Source organism: Pararhodobacter sp., assembly GCF_036802785.1.
Lineage (GTDB): Bacteria > Pseudomonadota > Alphaproteobacteria > Rhodobacterales > Rhodobacteraceae > Pararhodobacter.
The window spans coordinates 1-14,866 of the sequence record NZ_DAIRVN010000100.1; the positions used below are offsets into that span (position 1 = coordinate 1).

Sequence of the window (14,866 nt, forward strand, 5' to 3'; positions counted from 1 at the left end):
ATAGAGCAGCCCCCTCCTAAGGGGCAGGTTACAGGTTCGAATCCTGTCGGGGTCACCATAAAAATCAATGACTTACGGCTTATTTTGGGGTTTTCCCTCTGGTTCGTTGAACCGAAACAGGGCCGAAAACCTCCAATGCGTTAGCTGCGCGGCGCAAATATGCTGGCGAAAACTGGCTGTAAGTCGAACGCGTGATGTTGGGATTTGTGTGGCCCAGATACTGGGCGATCTCTTCGATCGGCACCCCGGCCTCGGCCATCAGTCGCCCTGCTGTGCGGCGCAGATCGTGCGGGGTGCAGTGCTGAATGCCCGCCCGCTTCACCGCTGCGTTGAAGCCGGTCTTTATGGATGTCACCGGGCGCCCGCCCCATTCGATGACGTATTCGCATCGCGCTGCCTCCCGCGCGGCTTGCAGCGCTGCCAGCAGCGTGTCGTTGATGGGAACGGTTGCGCGGCCCTTGCGCGGTCCGATGTCGTTGGTCGCAAGTTTGATCACCCTACGGTCTAGATCGACGCGCGACCAGGTCAGCTCCAGCAAAGCTCCGATCCGGCCCGCGGTCGTCAGCATCAGAAGCATGGCGAGGCGAATATGTGGATCGACCGCCGCTCCCATGAGCGCGGCCACTTCTTCCCGATCAAGATAGCGATCGCGTGGCGGCGTCGTCTGGGGCAGCTCGATGCGCGGGGCGCGTTGGATCAGCCCTGCTTTCTGTGCCCACAGGATTGCGCTGCGCAGGCAGCCGAGTTCTGTGCGGATTGTAGCATCCTTACGACCCTCGGAGCGGCGGCGGGCAATGTAGCCGCGGCAGTCTTCGAGCCGGATCTGGTCAGCGGCAAGGTGACCGAGCACAGGCAGGACATTGCGCCCAGTCTGCGCCAGCTTGGCAGCCTGCCGGCGTTGCCCCATCTCGATCTGATACGCTGACCATATCTGATCGACCGTGAGCCCGATGGCCGGGGCAGATATTCGAAGGATCAGGTCGCGCGCTTCGCGCTCTGCATCCTTTTGCGTGTGTGCCGCAAGGCGATGACGGCACCGTCGGCCATCCTCATCCCAGATGACAACGAACCTTCCTTTGAGTCGTCCGATTCGGAAGTCTTGCATTCATATTCCTCCACCGCTGCTTGTGTGATGCGCATCATGCGCCCGACGCGGAAAGCAGGCAACACGCGGCGCCGGACCATGTCGCGTACAGTCTCGGCGCTGCAATGCCACCGCTGAGCAAGAGTTTCGGGGGTGTAAGGGTACGCTGGTTGCTCAGGCATGTTGCGCCTCTTCAGGTTTGTTGAATCTCATGCGACTTCCTCATCAAACTTGCCCGCCTCATCGCCCCAGCTTGCCCAGTCCGGGCGGGACTGTCGGCTGAAGAGTTCGATGCGGCGGGCGATGGGTAGCAGAGCTTCGGCGGCGGTGAAGGCTTCGTCGGGCTTGCGCGAGTGTTCGCGGAGCGGGCCTTCGATGACGCTACGCACATTACGGGCGCATTTGGGTGCGCCGCGGGTGCCGATCAGGAAAGGCTCACCCGCGCTGCGCAGTATGTAGCCGGTGCCGAATGCCAGCTTGCCGTGGCGGGTGCGTTTGACCCAATGGCCTGCGGTTTTGAAATCGAACCCCCAGCTGGCCATGACCTCGAACGCCTGCGGCAGCATCGGGTTGGTGGCCCAGAGCCAGAGCACGGCGTTTTCCGCAGCGAGTGCCGCGACCGGCAGGCTTCTGATCCAGTCCAGCGGGGCGCAGCCATAATGCTGCATGGCGTTCTTCTCGGTGCCCGCAGTCGACCAGTTCTTATAAAGCCACGGCGGATCTGCCATGATCAGTTCAAACCCGCCCGCAGGGCGCTGGGCGATAAATTGCTGAAGGATCTGGGCGGTCATGCGGGGAAATCCTCGTTGCACAAGGTTTATCCGGCTTCCAGCGCGGCTTCTGCGCCTTTGCGGGTGAGCCAAAATCTGACCATGCCCTTGATTATGGGGCCGTGATCAGCAAGGCCTTCATCCACCAGTCTCAACCAGTGGTCGTAGTCGCCGGCGCGGTATGAAGCGAGAAACCGGTTGCGGAAACTTTTGTTGCGCGCGTTCGGAAACCCCAAAGCTTGGCGTGCAAGGGCGCGCTGCCTTGGACTCAGGGCGGTCATGCCATGGCCTCTTGCCGGTGTATGGCCAGATGCCCGCAGTTTGCCGCCACGATGACCTCGGCGAGCGGCGGGCAGACGCTGTTGCCGCAGCAGCTGACCTGCACATCCTTGGTGAAGGCGTGCCATTTGAAGTCGTTCCCGGGGGCCTGCATCCAGACGCCCTCGATGACATAATCTGCCGGGAAGCCCTGCGCGTTGAACAGCTCTCGGGGCGTGAGCATGCGCAGGCCGATATCGACCACGACGAATTCGGCGCCGTCGATGGTCAGGGTGACAAACTCGCCGCCCTGCCATGCGCCCTGGGCGCGCAGGAACGCGGCCACCTCGCGGGCACGGGCATGATGCTCAGGGGCGAAGGGCGGCGCGGCCAGCTGGGCCTCGGTATGGGCGAAGCGATCACGCACGGTGATGGTGTGGGTGGGCTCATCATGGCGCGCGCCGTCGCCGGTGCCGTAGTATTTGGCGAAGAAGGCGGCGATCGGCGTCTGCTGGCTGCCCGCCGCGGTGACCGTGGACAGCGGCTCTCGCGGATCCCGGCCGCTATGGCCATCCATCCGCGGCCCGCCGTTCTGCTGGGCGAGGAAGGCGGCAACGGTTGCGCTATGCCCACCACCGGCCAGCACGGTCGGATGCGGTGCCAGCACATCGCAGCTGCGCCGCGCGGTGCCCTTCATTGCCAGCAAATGCGGCTCGACCACGGCATGCTGGATGCCGCCCCGCGTGACCGTGCCCAGAGGCTCATTCATCGGGTATTCCCGCCGCCCGCCGCTGTCGCCATGGGCGATGCTGGCAAGATAGGGCGTCGTCACGGCATGTCCGGATGCGCTTGTGATCGTGCGTAAGGGTTCCTCTGGCGACCATGCATTCGGACCCCGGCCAGTCGTCTTGCTGTTTGCGACATTCACGATGCTGGCAAGGTATGGGCTCAGGCCACCCAGCGGCGCAGCGCCGCCCGGTTTCTTGATCCAGCTGTTCGCGGTCACTGTCGGCGCCGGGCTGCGCAGGTCCGATCCTGTCGCGCCGGAATTGAACCGCGTCAGGCTGGCGGCCACAAGGCAGGCATCGGCCTTGGCGGTGATCGTGGCGAAAGGCTCATCCCCGCCCCGAGGGCGGCTCTGTGCCGCCCGCCCGCCGCATCCGACGATACTGGGCACCACCACGGCCTTTTCGCCGCGGTGCGCGCCGGTGATGGTGCGGAAGGGCTCGGCGACATCTTCCAGCCGCGCGCCGTGGGTCAGGTTCACGAGGAACGGGCGCTGGGCGTCCAGCACATAGCGCTTCATGCCGCGCGCCACCCGGGCCAGCGTATTCGCGGCCAGCGGGCGCACCGCGCGCAGGCCATACCGGGCCTTGATCTGTTCCGAGCTGTCGAAGATGCTGGGGCAGGGCAGCGACCAGTCGATGCATTCGGCAGCGCTGCGCCATGGCAGCAGCTTGCCCGTAAGCACCTCGCGGGATTTCGGATCGCCATGGGTGGGCTTCGGCCAGCGGATCGGGCGACCGTCACGGCGCGCCACCAGAAACCACCGCTTACGGATCGTCGGCGCGCCATAGTCGCAGGCGCGCAGCTCGCGCCACTGGACGCGGTAGCCTGCCTTTTTCAGCCGCTTGATCCACAGCTCGAACGTGACACCCGCCAGTTCCTTGACCGGCTGGCCATCCTCGCCCACCGGGCCCCATGTCACGAATTCCTCGACATTCTCCATGCAGATCACATCGGGCCGGGCTTCCTCGGCCCATTTCACCACCACCCAGGCCAGATCGCGGGTGTTGCGGTCGCGTGGCGCGCCGCCCTTGGCTTTCGAGAAATGCTTGCAGTCGGGCGAGGCCCAGAGCAGCCCGACAGGCCGCCCTTTTGTCAACCAGCCCGGCTCCACATCCCAGATGTTGCTGTCGATATGCAGCGTCTCGGGGTGGTTGGCCGCATGCAGGGCCAGCGCCGCGGGATTGTGGTTGATCGCCACATCCGGGCTGCGACCCAGCGCGGCCTCAATGCCGGTGGAAGCCCCGCCGCCACCCGCGAAGCTGTCGATGATCAGGGGGAGGGCATCAGCCACGGGCCACCTCGTAATCCACGAGCCCCTTGAGGCGGGCGAGGCGATCTCCATGGGCATGGTCACGACACGGCCACCAGCGACCGGTTTTGAGACAGGTGAGGATCATGGTCACTCTCCGATGCTCGTCGCCGGGTGGCGCGCTCTCAGGCGCTGGGCGAGCGCACGGGCTTCGGGGGTGGCGTCGGGCTGATCAGCCGCATGCTGGGCGAGGCCGATCATGATGTGCCCAGCAGGACGGTTGCGGCGGTAGCGAAAGGTGGGCGATGCCGGGTGATCTTCGGTGGGGCGGGGCGCAACGATCTTCATTGTGCCCTCCGTGGCCAAGCCAGATGTGACTGGATCGCCGGGCGACCTTTGGCGGAATGCAGGATCAGCCAGGCGCGGCGCGCAAATGTCGGGCTGTCGGCGCAGGCCGCAGGATCACTGACGATGCGCCGCGCATTCGCGATCGCCATGAAGCCACGCGGAAGCCTGCGTGTGCTGCGGAGCTCGCGCTCAATGTCATCGTGGCGTAAGTTCATCGTTCTCTCCCATCGGTTGGTCCGCGATTTGCCTGGGGCGTCTTCGGCGGGGTGATGAGATAAGATTGCGATAAACGCAATTGTCGTCAAGATACAAATTTGCGATAAGCGCAAGTTAGGTTTGCGCTCAAATCGAACTTTGGGAGAATCACTCCACCCCGCCTGGAGCGAGGCGGGGTTTTGTTGTAGGTTTGGAAGGCACGCGCATTTAGATGCGTGAGGTCAAACCAGCAGCGGATGTGGCCACGTCACTACCAATTGCATGCCTCACGAAGCGGTGCGAGCTCCTCATCAAGGCCTGATATGTTGAAGGTCATTTCCAGCGCCGATTCACTGAACGGCGTAGCGCGAACATAGAGGCTGCCACCATCCATGATGCCGCGAATAAACGGAATCGATCTGTTCCCGCTCCATAGCCCCAGAGCCTCGTTGTTGGTGGATACGCTCATGGTCGTATGGCCCGCCGGACGGTCATCTACTCGGTAATCCACCCGGCCTCGGCCTTGTATGTCTGACATGAAGTGGCCGCCAAAATGAATGAATATGCTAGTTGTGTTCTCGCGGCACCGGATGTTGAGCGATGCATCAGACTCTTGCCGAAATCGCGCCCTTAGGGGGCGGTCAGATTGAACCGACATGTAGACGCTTGTACTGTCGTCTAAGGGAGATTGATCGACACGAACGCTCCATTCACTGTCAGGCGCCGCTTCGAGCTCGCTTGTCTCAATGAATGCCTGATCGAAGCAGTTCAGCCTGTCTTCTGCATTCTCCATGCTCGCACAATGCGACACATCTTGAGATGTCGCCGGAATTGCGAAGATCAGCAGTGTAACTGCGCCGTAAAATATCCGTTTCAAACCTTCCTCCCATACTAACACCAAAAGAGTTTTCTATCACGTCGACCTTGGATCGCTCTGTATTGCGCGCAGGTAGACTGTGCTGCCGTAAATCATCATGACGCTGGAGCGCTGCATACCGTGGGTCACAGCCTAATGTTGGAGGGTTTATTCTGGAATAAACATCGCATGATGGGAAGATTGCGTTGCTACGATTGTTGATCTGGCGTTCGGCCGGACGACAGCAGTCGAAGAGCCTCCTGCGTAGTATCGAAAGGACGATCATCCCTGATCACATGACGATCGTCACTGACCGCCTTCGGCTCTGATAAGGCAGGCTGTGGTGCGGGCAGATTCAAGTTTTTCCGGAGGATTATTGGTTGTAACTTTGCAATCAGTTTCTTGTCGGAAGTTTCGATGACGACGTGATTGCCGTCCTTGAAGGCAATGGCATACATGCCTTCCTTTCGGCGACGCCCCCCAATAGCCGCCCCAGCGAGAAATCCAATACCGCCTGTGAGGAGGCCCCCTATGACGGCGCCGGCAACTGCTTTTCCGCCATGCCGGAATGTTTCCTCAGTGACTGCCATTACGTCGGCAACATCATCGTCTTTATAGCTTCGGAGTGTGCGGAACCCCTTGGTTACAATGGTTAGGAATTGACCAACTGTCACGGTAACAGAGATATTCCCCTCAGTGATGGACGTGTCAATTATCTTGGTCATCGTGAAGCCCAAGCCCTGTATGTCTTCATACTTTTCTCCCATACCAAATAACCTTGCCCACCACGTCGATCTCCGTTCGCTCAGTGTCAACCGGCGGGTACAGAGAGTTGTCGGCGATCACCATGACGCTGGAGCGCCGGGCGCCGCGCCCGATGCGTTTGATCTGAAGCGCCTCTCCAACACGCATGACGAACAGGCCGTCGAAGTCCAGGTTCGTCCTGGTCATATCGATCACGACCATGTCGCCATCCTGGATCGTGGGTGTCATGCTGTCTCCCTTGACCCTGATCGCCGCAAGCTGGCGGCCCTTGGCGCTCGTCATCTCACGCAGGTATTGCGTCGAAAACGCAAGGTTGGAAACGTGCTCTTCGGCGTCCACGATAGCGCCGTGCCCCGCGCTTGCGGCGACATCATAGACTGGCACAAGGTCCGATCCGGCTGGTGCTTCAGAGCCGTTAGGGAGTTCGCGCGCCGCCACGGCATTCTCAAAGAAGGCAACGACCTGGGGAATTTCTTCAGGCTGAACTCTGCGGTCGCCCGATAAAATCTTCGTCACGATATCCGGCTTAACGTTCATGAACCTAGCCAGCTCGGCCCTCTCGCCGCGCTTGCCCGTCAACCGTTTGGCAATCCAATTTCGATCAATCACATCCATGAGCAATTCCTTGCGCAAATCGCAAGTGTGCGATAGCCGCGAAAATCGCAACAAAACCAGTTGACAGAAATTGCGATAAACGCAATAACGGGGCATGGAACCTGCGAAAACCATCATCGAACTTTGCGGCGGATTTCGAGCCGTAGCCGAAATAACCGGCCGCGACGAAACTCGCGTTCGCCGTTGGACCTATCCGAGAAACAAAGGCGGGTCTGATGGCCTGATCCCTTCAGATTGCCAACAAGTGCTCATGGATGAAGCCCGAAAGCGAGGGCTCCCTCTGAAGCCGGAGCATTTCTTTCCGGATCGCGCTTCTTCTGCGGATGCTGCCTGATGCCATCCTGTTTTCAACATCCCAATAAACCCAACTCCGCTCTCTCTGTGTCTACCTTCGCGCAGGGCAGCTGCGCGCTCGCGGTCCGTTGCTCGACCGATGCCCCCAGCGAGGAACAGGGTGGGGGCCTTGAACTGCCGATCCAAACCTACAGCACGATTTCTTTCCCTCCAAGCAAACCCGGTTTCCCTCATGAGCACTGATCCCATTCTTGCACATTTGTTTCGCGGTCTGGTTGCGCGTGTCGGCGGTGTGGATGCTGCGGCGGCGATCCTTGAGGAGGCCTATGGCGCGGCGTCCAAGGGGACGGTGAGCAAGATGACCAATGGTCAGGCGCATGTGACGCTGGCCGCCGCGCAGGCGCTGGAGGATGCGCTGGGCGTCTATCCGATCACGGTGCGGCTGTTTGAGCGCATTTCGGCGCGTCCCGGTCCGGCCACGGATCTGCGTACCATGACGGCGCGTCTGGCGCAGGATTCTGGCTGCGCGGTGTCGTCGCTGGTCATGGCTTTCTCGGGGGCCTCGCCGGATCCTGAGCGCCTGACGGACAATGAGCGGGCGGATGTGAACGCCCGGGCGCGTGCCCTGCGCGATGATTGTCTGGCGGTGATCGCGGCGACGGAGCAGGCCGACACGTCGGCTTCTGCCAGCCCGCGGCTGGTCGGGGGGCGGGAATGAGGGAGGCTGCTTCCCATACTGCGCCGGGCGCGCAGCCTGAGCCGCTTCTGTCCGAATGGATGGGCCGGTCCGAGCTGGCGGGTGTTCTGGAGGTGAGCGAGGAAACGCTTCGACGCTGGCAGGCGCAGGGCATTGGCCCGCCCCTCGCCAAGCTGGGGCGGCGGGTTCTCTACCGCCGCGAGGCGGTTCGCCAGTGGATGGTGCGCCGTGAGATGGGGCAGGGGGAGAGCCCATGAGCACTCCCCTTCCCAGACCTTCGGTGCGCTGGGCGCGCCGTCTTTCCGAACTTCTGGTGGTCACGCTCTGTCTTGGGGCGGTGCTGGCCCAGTCTTCCTTCATCCTGTCCCTGTGAGGCCCGTCATGCCGAAACCCGATGATCTGAACTTCCTCGAATTCATGCAGACTTTCCGCCGTGGCGAGCTGCTGGTGGAGGCCAACGAGCAGCTGGAGGAGCTGATCGAGGCCGTGCAGCGCACCGGGGGCAAGGGTGATCTGACGATCAAGCTGCCCTTCAAGGTCAATGACGCGGGCCAGATCGAATGCCTGCCGAGCGTGACCACCAGGAAGCCGCGCCGGGCGCTGGGCACCGGCATCTACTTCGCCACGGATGAGGGGCGGCTGACGCGGCGTGACCCCAACCAGGGCGACATGTTCGAGGACGAACTGGCGGATCGCCGTGGCCGTCACGACACCCACTGAACTCAATTCCATAGGAGAAGAGACATGGATCATTTTGGCATAGGTTCGGGCGTCGCAGGCGCGGCGCGTGTTTACTTCCATTCATCTTGCCGTACCGGGCGCACGACTTCGCTTGTGGACAGCCTGAAGACTGACGACCGGGTTGTGTTCCTGTCGGAACGAGAAGGCCGCCGAGTTCAGGCGCTGTGCAAAGAGCGCGGCGTGAGCATTGAGGTCATTGTCTCGGCCCCTCAGTCACCAGATCGGCTGTTCGTGCGCGGCTCGCCCACGGGTGACGCCAGGACCGTGTTTGATCACGGCTGGGTTGAACAGTTCTATCTGGACGCGATCGAGCGTGCGCGGCTCGATATCGATCTTATGCAAACAAATTTGTCTGGGCGCGGCGCAACGCATCGCGAGACAGAGCGTCGGGCCAAAGAGCTCGCCAAGTGGCGAGTCTGAATAGGAGTATCATCATGTCCAATACTGAAACCCTGAGCGCGCAGCCCGCGCCGCAAACCGCCAATCCCGTGCCCATCGAAACCCTTGAGGCAGTCCTCAAAGGCGCCCGCCTTGCCGATCCCATCGTGGATCTGGGCGGCGGGCGGATGCATGCCTTCGTGCCCGAGGGTTTTGCGCTGAAGGACATCAGCGATCCGCATGCGCTGCCACCCTATATCAAACAATCCCTGATCGTGGATGAGCGCGCCTCGCTGGTGGCCTATGTCAACCGCTTCTCGGATGCGCGCACGGTGCTGGTGGCGGATTATGACACCGGCTGCATCGGTGCGGCGCTGGATTATCACGGCGATTTCGATGGGGGCCAGCTTGCGCCCGGCCCGGTCCGGCACAAGGCCATGCTGAAGCTGCGCGATTCCGAGGAGTTCACGCGCTGGGCGAAGATGCAGGGCCAGCTGGTCGAGCAGTCGGAATTCGCGGCCTTCCTCGAGGAGAATGCCGAGGACATTCTGGACCCGGATCCGGCGGTGATGATCGAGATCAGCCGCGATCTGGAGGCCACGCAGGGCGTGGTGTTCAAATCCAGCAACCGGCTGGAAAGCGGCGACCGGGCATTTGTCTACGAGACCGAGACCCGCACCAAGGGCGAGATGAAGATCCCGCGCGAGTTCCGGCTGTCGATCCCGCTCTATCAGGGCGAGGAGCCGGTGACCTTGCGCTGTGCCTTCCGGTTCCGAATCGGCGGCGGCGGGCTGCTGCTGGGGTTTGAATGGCGGCGCGTGGAGTATCAGCGGCAGGCCTATTTCGCCCAGATCGCGCATGCGGTGGCCGAGGACACGGGCCGCCCGCTCTACATCGGGCGGCTGGCCTGATGTCGGGTGTGGCGCAAAGCACGGCAGACCGGTTCACCACGCGTGAGCTGATCGAGGAGGCCACGCGCGAGGCCAGCATTCGCCGGCACCTCTTTGGCAAGCAGGTGCGGGCGGGCCGGATGGACCAGCGGGAGGCCGATCGCCGGATCGACCTGATGGAGGCCATCGCCCGTCGCCTGTCGCGCACCGCACATTTTTGAGGGGGAGGCCGGGATGCACCCTGAAACGCTCAAACAGTACGAACTGGCGCTCACGACAGGCAGGTCACAGGATGATCTTGCCATTCGAGTACTCGCGGGTCCGCATCATTTCCACGTTTCCCGCGCGCTCATCAAAGTCGCGCGTGCCTTGGCTGAATATGAGGGAACTGCATCATTTGATCGCGGAGAAGAGTTTGTTTTTCCCACAAGCAGCAGGCTTCCAGCCGAATCCATGGTCCTCACCCACGAGGACGAAGGTGGTCAGACCCATGTTTCACTCCTCATCGATGTAGGCGATCAAATAGCGCTGTTTGTAATGGGGCTCGGAAACTTGCTGGCTGTGGGGTCTTGGGTGCCGGGGCGATCCGGAGTTTCGCTGTCGCGGAAAATCTCAGGTTCCGGCTCGGTTCAGACGATCCGATCGATCATGGTACAGGCGTTCATCATCTCGCTGATGAACGAGCCCCGGCGCGTGACGATCTGTCCGGCGGGTGGTCTCGACTGGACCCGTCAGCACCGGCGGCAGGTCAAGCGACTGACGGGGCGGGCTGCAATGGCCTATTCCCTGGTGTCCTGGCAGATCGGGGCTGGCGTGAAGGCCAAGCGGAATCCCGGCGGCAATTCAGACCTGAAGGTCGCTTTGCACTGGTGTCGTGCGCACTGGCGCCGGGCAGAGGCGCACCATCCGCGTTCAGAATGGGTCAAGCCGCATCTGGCTGCTCGGGCGGGCTGGCACACATGGGTTCAGGACTGCTGGAAAGGGCATCCGGACCACGGGATCAAGCTGCAGAGGCACGAACCCCGCATGGTCGGTGAACAGCGGCAGGGTGTCGTCGCGCCGATGGGTGTGCCGAGTGCGCTCAAGCTGAATGCGATGACCGCACAGCAGCGGCACACGCTGGTCGAGGCCGGTTTCGCGCCCACTGCGGCAGTCCAGTAGGGGAGGTCGGGATGCGGCGGATCGTCATCCTTGTTGTGGTCTGTGCGGTCGGGGTGATTGTCCTGCGGGCCACGCTCGACACGGCTCTGGCCCTGCCGCGCATCGTGGCGCAGGCCGAAGAGCGGCGGGGGTGGTGAGATGACCCGCGAACGCCTGCCCACCCGCCGCCCCAATGAGACCCGTGAGATCGCGCATGCCGGGCACCGCTTCACGGTGACGGTGGGTTTTGATCTGCAGGCGCGCCCGCGCGAGGTCTTCGCCGATGGGGCTCGGATCGGCACCGACCTTGGCCATGTGATCTCGGATGCCTGCGTTGTGATCAGCCTGGCGCTGCAGCATGGCTGCCCGCCGGAACTGCTGCCCAAAAGCATGGGCCGGGTGCCCGACCTTGGCGCCGGGCCGGGCCACGGCGCATTGGCGCCAACGGGTCGGCCAGCGGATCGGGGCTTCGGTCTGCCCTGAGCTGCTGGCGCTGGGGCTCTTCTGGGCGATCGACACCCGGCGCGATGACCTTGTGGCCTATCTGGGCCGGGTTCGCCGCGACGGGGTGCGCGCCTTCCGGTTCCGCGTGCCGGACGGGCGGTATTTCGTGGCGCTGCTCGATACCGAGCGGCGCAGTGCAATCACAGTGCTGGCCCCGGATCATGCGGTCCGGCTGGGTGACGGGGCAAGGGCTACCGTCATGCCGGGCGCGCGGGTGCTTCAGCTCACGGTTCTGGAACGGAGCAAGGGATGACGAAACACCAACCATTTGGCGCGAGACCCGCTCTGGTGGAGCGCCGATTGCTCACCCCTGAGCCGCAGCGCGTGCTGCCCGTCACCCTGCATCCCGAGATCCTGCGCCGGGCCATCACCGGGCGGGTGCGGCTGATCCATCTGACGGATCGCCGCTATGCCCGGATGCAGCCCGGTGACATGCTCTGGCTGCGCGAGGGGCTGACCATCCCGGTGCGCCAGCCGCGCGGCGATGCGCTGGCCGTTGTCTATGGCGGCGACGGGAGCCACAAGGAAATCCGCTGGCCGCGCGCCATAGCCCGGCCCTCACCGGGCTGGCTGCCCGCGCAGGCCATGCCCGTGCATGCCTCAGGCCTGACGCTGGTGGTGCAGTCGGTGCAGGAGATGCGGCTGCAACAGATCACCGAGGATGAGGCGATTGCCGCGGGTGTCGAGATCGAGCCCGGGCGCGGCTTCGGCAATCCGCTGGTGCACAGCCACCACGGACAGGTGTTTGCCCATGCGCCGGAGGCCTTCGGGCGGATGTGGGATTGCGCGCTGGGGCCTGCGGCAATGGGGCCGCATGGCTGGACGGTCAACCCGGAGGTGGTGGCCATCAGCTTCCGGGCCATCGCGCGCAACATCGTGCGGCTGTTTCCGGGGCTGGGATCGGGCGGTGTGCGATGACGCGGGACAGTTTCTCCACCGAGGTCATGTGCCTGATGATCGCGCAGGGCCTGAAACAGGCCGAGGTGGCCGAGCGGCTGGGCGTGACGCGCGGTGCTGTGGTCGCGCGGATGAAGCGCGAGGGGCTGGAATGGCCCGCCCGGCGCCGTTCAGGCACAGCGCAGGCTTTCAAGGCAGCAAAGCCCCGGAGGCCCTCCGCTGAGGACGACGCGGCCTCGCTGGCGGCGACGGGTGGACGCTACACTGCGCTTTGCGACTGGGCGCGGGCGCGCGGGCTGAGCCATACCCAGGCGCTGCAGCGCTGGCACCGGTTGCGCCTGCCCGCCCTGGTGAGGCGGCCATGAACGCGTTTGAACGCGCGCACCGGGCGCGGCGGCGGTTCAGTACCGAGGATATGATTGCGCTCATGGCGCCCGGTATCACGATGACCGAGGCCGCGCGGCGGCTGGGCGTCTCGCGGGCGGCGGTGGCCGTGCGGCTGAAGGCCGAGGGGCTGATCTGGCCCGAGACCCGCTTCCGGTTTGATGATGATACCTTCGCGCGCCTTTGGAACTGCCACGCCATTCCCACCGAACAAATGGCCCGGGCGCTTGGCGTAACGCGGCAGGCGGTCAGTGACCGGGCCCACCGGATGGGACTGCCCGGTCGCGACAAGCTGCGCAGGACCAAGGTGCGCCGTGATGAGTTGCGCGACCTGTGGCTGGCGGGTGTGGCGTCAAAGGATATCGCCCGACACTTCGGTCTCAAGAGCCATACCTGCGTCTCGAACGCGGTCGGGCGCGCGGGGCTGCCGCGTCGCAGGCGGGGCAAGGGCGGCAAGACACGGTGCGGCTGGATCGGCACCATCCCGATCGAGGCATACGCCGACCAGCGCCTCGCCGCGATCATGGCGGCGGAAGCCGGGCCGCGCGCAACCCAGACGGGGCCGGATCAGTCGCGCGCAGCGCGGTCGAATTTTTTCGTCAGTGGAGGGCTGAACCCATGAGCCACCTTGCCGCCGTGGATGTCGCGGATCTCGATATCTACCCCTTGTCCGAGGAGGAGCGGGTCGACAGTCACCGGTTCATCCCTTGGGAGCATCGCCGCTGGCTGAGCTCCGACATGGCGCTCAATGGCACGCCCGAATGCCGGGCCTACCATTTTGACCTGATCTGTCATTCACTCAACCACACCCCGCCGGGCACCTTACCCTCGGACCTTGATATTCTGGCGCGCCTTTTGCGGGTGGATGGCAAGCATTTCGCGCAGCTCTGCCGGCTGGACTTCGGGCCGCTGCACAACTGGCGGCCCTGCCGCTGCGGCGACAAGCTGCGGCTTTATCATCCCACCGTGCTGCGCGTGCTGACCGAGGCCATGGCTCGGCGCGAGGATCATCGCGCACGCTCCGAAGCGGCGGTGGTGGCCAAGCGCCAGCTGAGGTTGCGTCAGGCGCTGGCGGGCTATCACTCGGATCTGGCGAAGAACGATGCGGCGGTGCTCTGGGTGGATCAGTGGCTGATCGAGCAGGGCTGCGGCTATCGCGCCGCCTCCTGGATCGAGAAGGCGATTCAGGCCTGGACCAACCACATGCTGGATCTCGACGGCGCCCGCGCCGGGCCGGGGCGGGGAAGTGTCCGCAGAATGTCCTGACGGACAGTTCAAGACTGTCTCAGACTGTCCTCCACGAAAGGACAGAGAAAAAGACAGAGACAAAGAAAAGGAAAGGGACAGAGACGATGCGCACCAATACACGCCGCAGGCCTGTGGATAACTCTGCAATGCTGAGAAATGAGAGAAGGGGTGTCGGCATCGGCTGGCGCGAGGTGGAGGACCGGCTGGAAGAAGCGGCGGTCACGCTGCGGCGCCTGCCCAACCCGCCGGGGTCAGGCCCCAAAGGCCATGGATCGAGCTGGCCCGAGTATGTGCATGAGGCGAAGCACGCCTATGGCTATCACACCACGCGGCTGCGGGTGGTGCCCTCGGCGCGCGACATTGCCCGGATGGAGGAGGCGATTGCCTGGCTTCTGTTCATCAGGGATCCCGATGACCGGCGGATTGTCTGGATGCGGGCCGAGGGCGTGCGCTGGCGCGATGTCTGTGTCAATGCCGGGTGCTGCAGGTCAACGGCGCACCGGCGCTGGTCGGCGGCGCTGCTCACCATATCCAAGGCATTGAAAGTAAAGAAGAAGACGGAAGTCACCCAGAGCGCGGGCCGGAAAGGCGGCGGATGAACCCTGCGCCAAATCCACAAAACCCCCCGCGAAATCCACAGAAACCACCGCGAAACGTGTCAATTATCCACGAGACAAAAACCCCGTTTCCATGGCAGTTTCCGGATATCCTGAGAGGGGTCGCGTCCAGAGATCAGCGCCCCCTCCCGCCCTCCACCCCCCTCC

At 63.5% G+C, this 14,866-nt stretch carries 25 protein-coding genes; 15 read left to right on the forward strand and 10 right to left on the reverse strand.

The window, feature by feature from the left end; all coding sequences use genetic code 11:
- Positions 1-79: 79 nt before the first annotated feature.
- The 10 genes from V7Q53_RS21735 to V7Q53_RS21775 all read right to left on the reverse strand — a co-directional run bounded on the left by V7Q53_RS21735 (position 80) and on the right by V7Q53_RS21775 (position 6,929).
- Entirely contained in the window at positions 80-1,090 is a 1,011-nt protein-coding gene (locus V7Q53_RS21735; RefSeq protein ID WP_442954465.1) for a tyrosine-type recombinase/integrase, read from the reverse strand.
- Positions 976-1,266 (reverse strand): helix-turn-helix domain-containing protein, encoded by a 291-nt coding sequence (locus V7Q53_RS23450; RefSeq protein ID WP_442954464.1) that lies wholly within the window; start codon positions 1,264-1,266, stop codon positions 976-978. The genes V7Q53_RS21735 and V7Q53_RS23450 overlap by 115 nt, the downstream gene beginning before the upstream one ends.
- 27 nt (positions 1,267-1,293) lie before the next feature.
- Positions 1,294-1,875 (reverse strand): MT-A70 family methyltransferase, encoded by a 582-nt coding sequence (locus V7Q53_RS21740; protein ID WP_333830974.1) that lies wholly within the window; start codon positions 1,873-1,875, stop codon positions 1,294-1,296.
- A gap of 26 nt (positions 1,876-1,901) precedes the next feature.
- Positions 1,902-2,135: a hypothetical protein gene (locus tag V7Q53_RS21745; RefSeq protein WP_333830975.1), complete on the reverse strand. Its 234-nt coding sequence runs from the start codon at positions 2,133-2,135 to the stop codon at positions 1,902-1,904.
- Positions 2,132-4,192, reverse strand: a complete 2,061-nt coding sequence (locus V7Q53_RS21750) for a DNA cytosine methyltransferase (protein ID WP_333830976.1) — start codon at positions 4,190-4,192, stop codon at positions 2,132-2,134. Before V7Q53_RS21750 ends, V7Q53_RS21745 begins: the two co-directional genes overlap by 4 nt.
- A gap of 108 nt (positions 4,193-4,300) precedes the next feature.
- Positions 4,301-4,498: a hypothetical protein gene (locus tag V7Q53_RS21755; protein ID WP_333830977.1), complete on the reverse strand. Its 198-nt coding sequence runs from the start codon at positions 4,496-4,498 to the stop codon at positions 4,301-4,303.
- On the reverse strand, positions 4,495-4,713 hold the full coding sequence (locus tag V7Q53_RS21760) for a hypothetical protein (RefSeq protein WP_333830979.1): 219 nt from the start codon (positions 4,711-4,713) through the stop codon (positions 4,495-4,497). The genes V7Q53_RS21755 and V7Q53_RS21760 overlap by 4 nt, the downstream gene beginning before the upstream one ends.
- Before the next feature lie 251 nt (positions 4,714-4,964).
- Positions 4,965-5,570 carry a type VI secretion system-associated protein TagO gene (locus V7Q53_RS21765; RefSeq protein ID WP_333830981.1) on the reverse strand — a complete coding sequence of 202 codons (606 nt, stop codon included), beginning with the start codon at positions 5,568-5,570 and terminating at the stop codon, positions 4,965-4,967.
- Positions 5,571-5,758: 188 nt separating this feature from the next.
- A complete protein-coding gene (locus V7Q53_RS21770; protein ID WP_333830982.1) occupies positions 5,759-6,316 on the reverse strand; it encodes a hypothetical protein in 558 nt (185 codons plus the stop codon).
- The gene (locus V7Q53_RS21775; RefSeq protein ID WP_333830983.1) at positions 6,300-6,929 is read right to left on the reverse strand and encodes a S24 family peptidase; all 630 of its coding nucleotides are present in this window, start codon (positions 6,927-6,929) and stop codon (positions 6,300-6,302) included. Before V7Q53_RS21775 ends, V7Q53_RS21770 begins: the two co-directional genes overlap by 17 nt.
- 526 nt (positions 6,930-7,455) lie before the next feature.
- Between V7Q53_RS21775 and V7Q53_RS21780 the strand changes: the two genes are divergently transcribed.
- The 15 genes from V7Q53_RS21780 to V7Q53_RS21850 all read left to right on the forward strand — a co-directional run bounded on the left by V7Q53_RS21780 (position 7,456) and on the right by V7Q53_RS21850 (position 14,701).
- On the forward strand, positions 7,456-7,941 hold the full coding sequence (locus tag V7Q53_RS21780; RefSeq protein WP_333830984.1) for a hypothetical protein: 486 nt from the start codon (positions 7,456-7,458) through the stop codon (positions 7,939-7,941).
- Positions 7,938-8,177, forward strand: coding sequence for a helix-turn-helix domain-containing protein (locus V7Q53_RS21785; RefSeq protein WP_333830985.1), 240 nt, complete (start codon positions 7,938-7,940; stop codon positions 8,175-8,177). The genes V7Q53_RS21780 and V7Q53_RS21785 overlap by 4 nt, the downstream gene beginning before the upstream one ends.
- Before the next feature lie 124 nt (positions 8,178-8,301).
- The gene (locus V7Q53_RS21790; RefSeq protein ID WP_333830986.1) at positions 8,302-8,640 is read left to right on the forward strand and encodes a hypothetical protein; all 339 of its coding nucleotides are present in this window, start codon (positions 8,302-8,304) and stop codon (positions 8,638-8,640) included.
- Between the two features lie 24 nt (positions 8,641-8,664).
- Positions 8,665-9,081, forward strand: coding sequence for a hypothetical protein (locus tag V7Q53_RS21795; protein WP_333830988.1), 417 nt, complete (start codon positions 8,665-8,667; stop codon positions 9,079-9,081).
- 14 nt (positions 9,082-9,095) lie between these two features.
- A complete protein-coding gene (locus V7Q53_RS21800; RefSeq protein WP_333830989.1) occupies positions 9,096-9,950 on the forward strand; it encodes a DUF2303 family protein in 855 nt (284 codons plus the stop codon).
- Positions 9,950-10,150 (forward strand): hypothetical protein, encoded by a 201-nt coding sequence (locus tag V7Q53_RS21805; RefSeq protein WP_333830990.1) that lies wholly within the window; start codon positions 9,950-9,952, stop codon positions 10,148-10,150. The genes V7Q53_RS21800 and V7Q53_RS21805 overlap by 1 nt, the downstream gene beginning before the upstream one ends.
- A gap of 13 nt (positions 10,151-10,163) precedes the next feature.
- Positions 10,164-11,090: a hypothetical protein gene (locus tag V7Q53_RS21810; RefSeq protein WP_333830991.1), complete on the forward strand. Its 927-nt coding sequence runs from the start codon at positions 10,164-10,166 to the stop codon at positions 11,088-11,090.
- Between the two features lie 11 nt (positions 11,091-11,101).
- Entirely contained in the window at positions 11,102-11,227 is a 126-nt protein-coding gene (locus V7Q53_RS21815) for a hypothetical protein (protein ID WP_333830992.1), read from the forward strand.
- A 1-nt stretch (position 11,228) separates the two neighbouring features.
- The gene (locus tag V7Q53_RS21820; protein ID WP_333830993.1) at positions 11,229-11,552 is read left to right on the forward strand and encodes a TSCPD domain-containing protein; all 324 of its coding nucleotides are present in this window, start codon (positions 11,229-11,231) and stop codon (positions 11,550-11,552) included.
- Positions 11,479-11,826, forward strand: a complete 348-nt coding sequence (locus V7Q53_RS21825) for a hypothetical protein (RefSeq protein WP_333830994.1) — start codon at positions 11,479-11,481, stop codon at positions 11,824-11,826. Before V7Q53_RS21820 ends, V7Q53_RS21825 begins: the two co-directional genes overlap by 74 nt.
- Positions 11,823-12,491 (forward strand): hypothetical protein, encoded by a 669-nt coding sequence (locus tag V7Q53_RS21830; RefSeq protein ID WP_333830995.1) that lies wholly within the window; start codon positions 11,823-11,825, stop codon positions 12,489-12,491. The genes V7Q53_RS21825 and V7Q53_RS21830 overlap by 4 nt, the downstream gene beginning before the upstream one ends.
- The gene (locus tag V7Q53_RS21835; RefSeq protein WP_333830996.1) at positions 12,488-12,835 is read left to right on the forward strand and encodes a hypothetical protein; all 348 of its coding nucleotides are present in this window, start codon (positions 12,488-12,490) and stop codon (positions 12,833-12,835) included. Before V7Q53_RS21830 ends, V7Q53_RS21835 begins: the two co-directional genes overlap by 4 nt.
- Entirely contained in the window at positions 12,832-13,476 is a 645-nt protein-coding gene (locus V7Q53_RS21840; protein ID WP_333830997.1) for a winged helix-turn-helix domain-containing protein, read from the forward strand. Before V7Q53_RS21835 ends, V7Q53_RS21840 begins: the two co-directional genes overlap by 4 nt.
- A complete protein-coding gene (locus V7Q53_RS21845; protein WP_333830998.1) occupies positions 13,473-14,120 on the forward strand; it encodes a hypothetical protein in 648 nt (215 codons plus the stop codon). The genes V7Q53_RS21840 and V7Q53_RS21845 overlap by 4 nt, the downstream gene beginning before the upstream one ends.
- A 128-nt stretch (positions 14,121-14,248) precedes the next feature.
- Positions 14,249-14,701, forward strand: coding sequence for a DUF6362 family protein (locus V7Q53_RS21850; protein WP_333830999.1), 453 nt, complete (start codon positions 14,249-14,251; stop codon positions 14,699-14,701).
- Positions 14,702-14,866 lie beyond the last annotated feature (165 nt).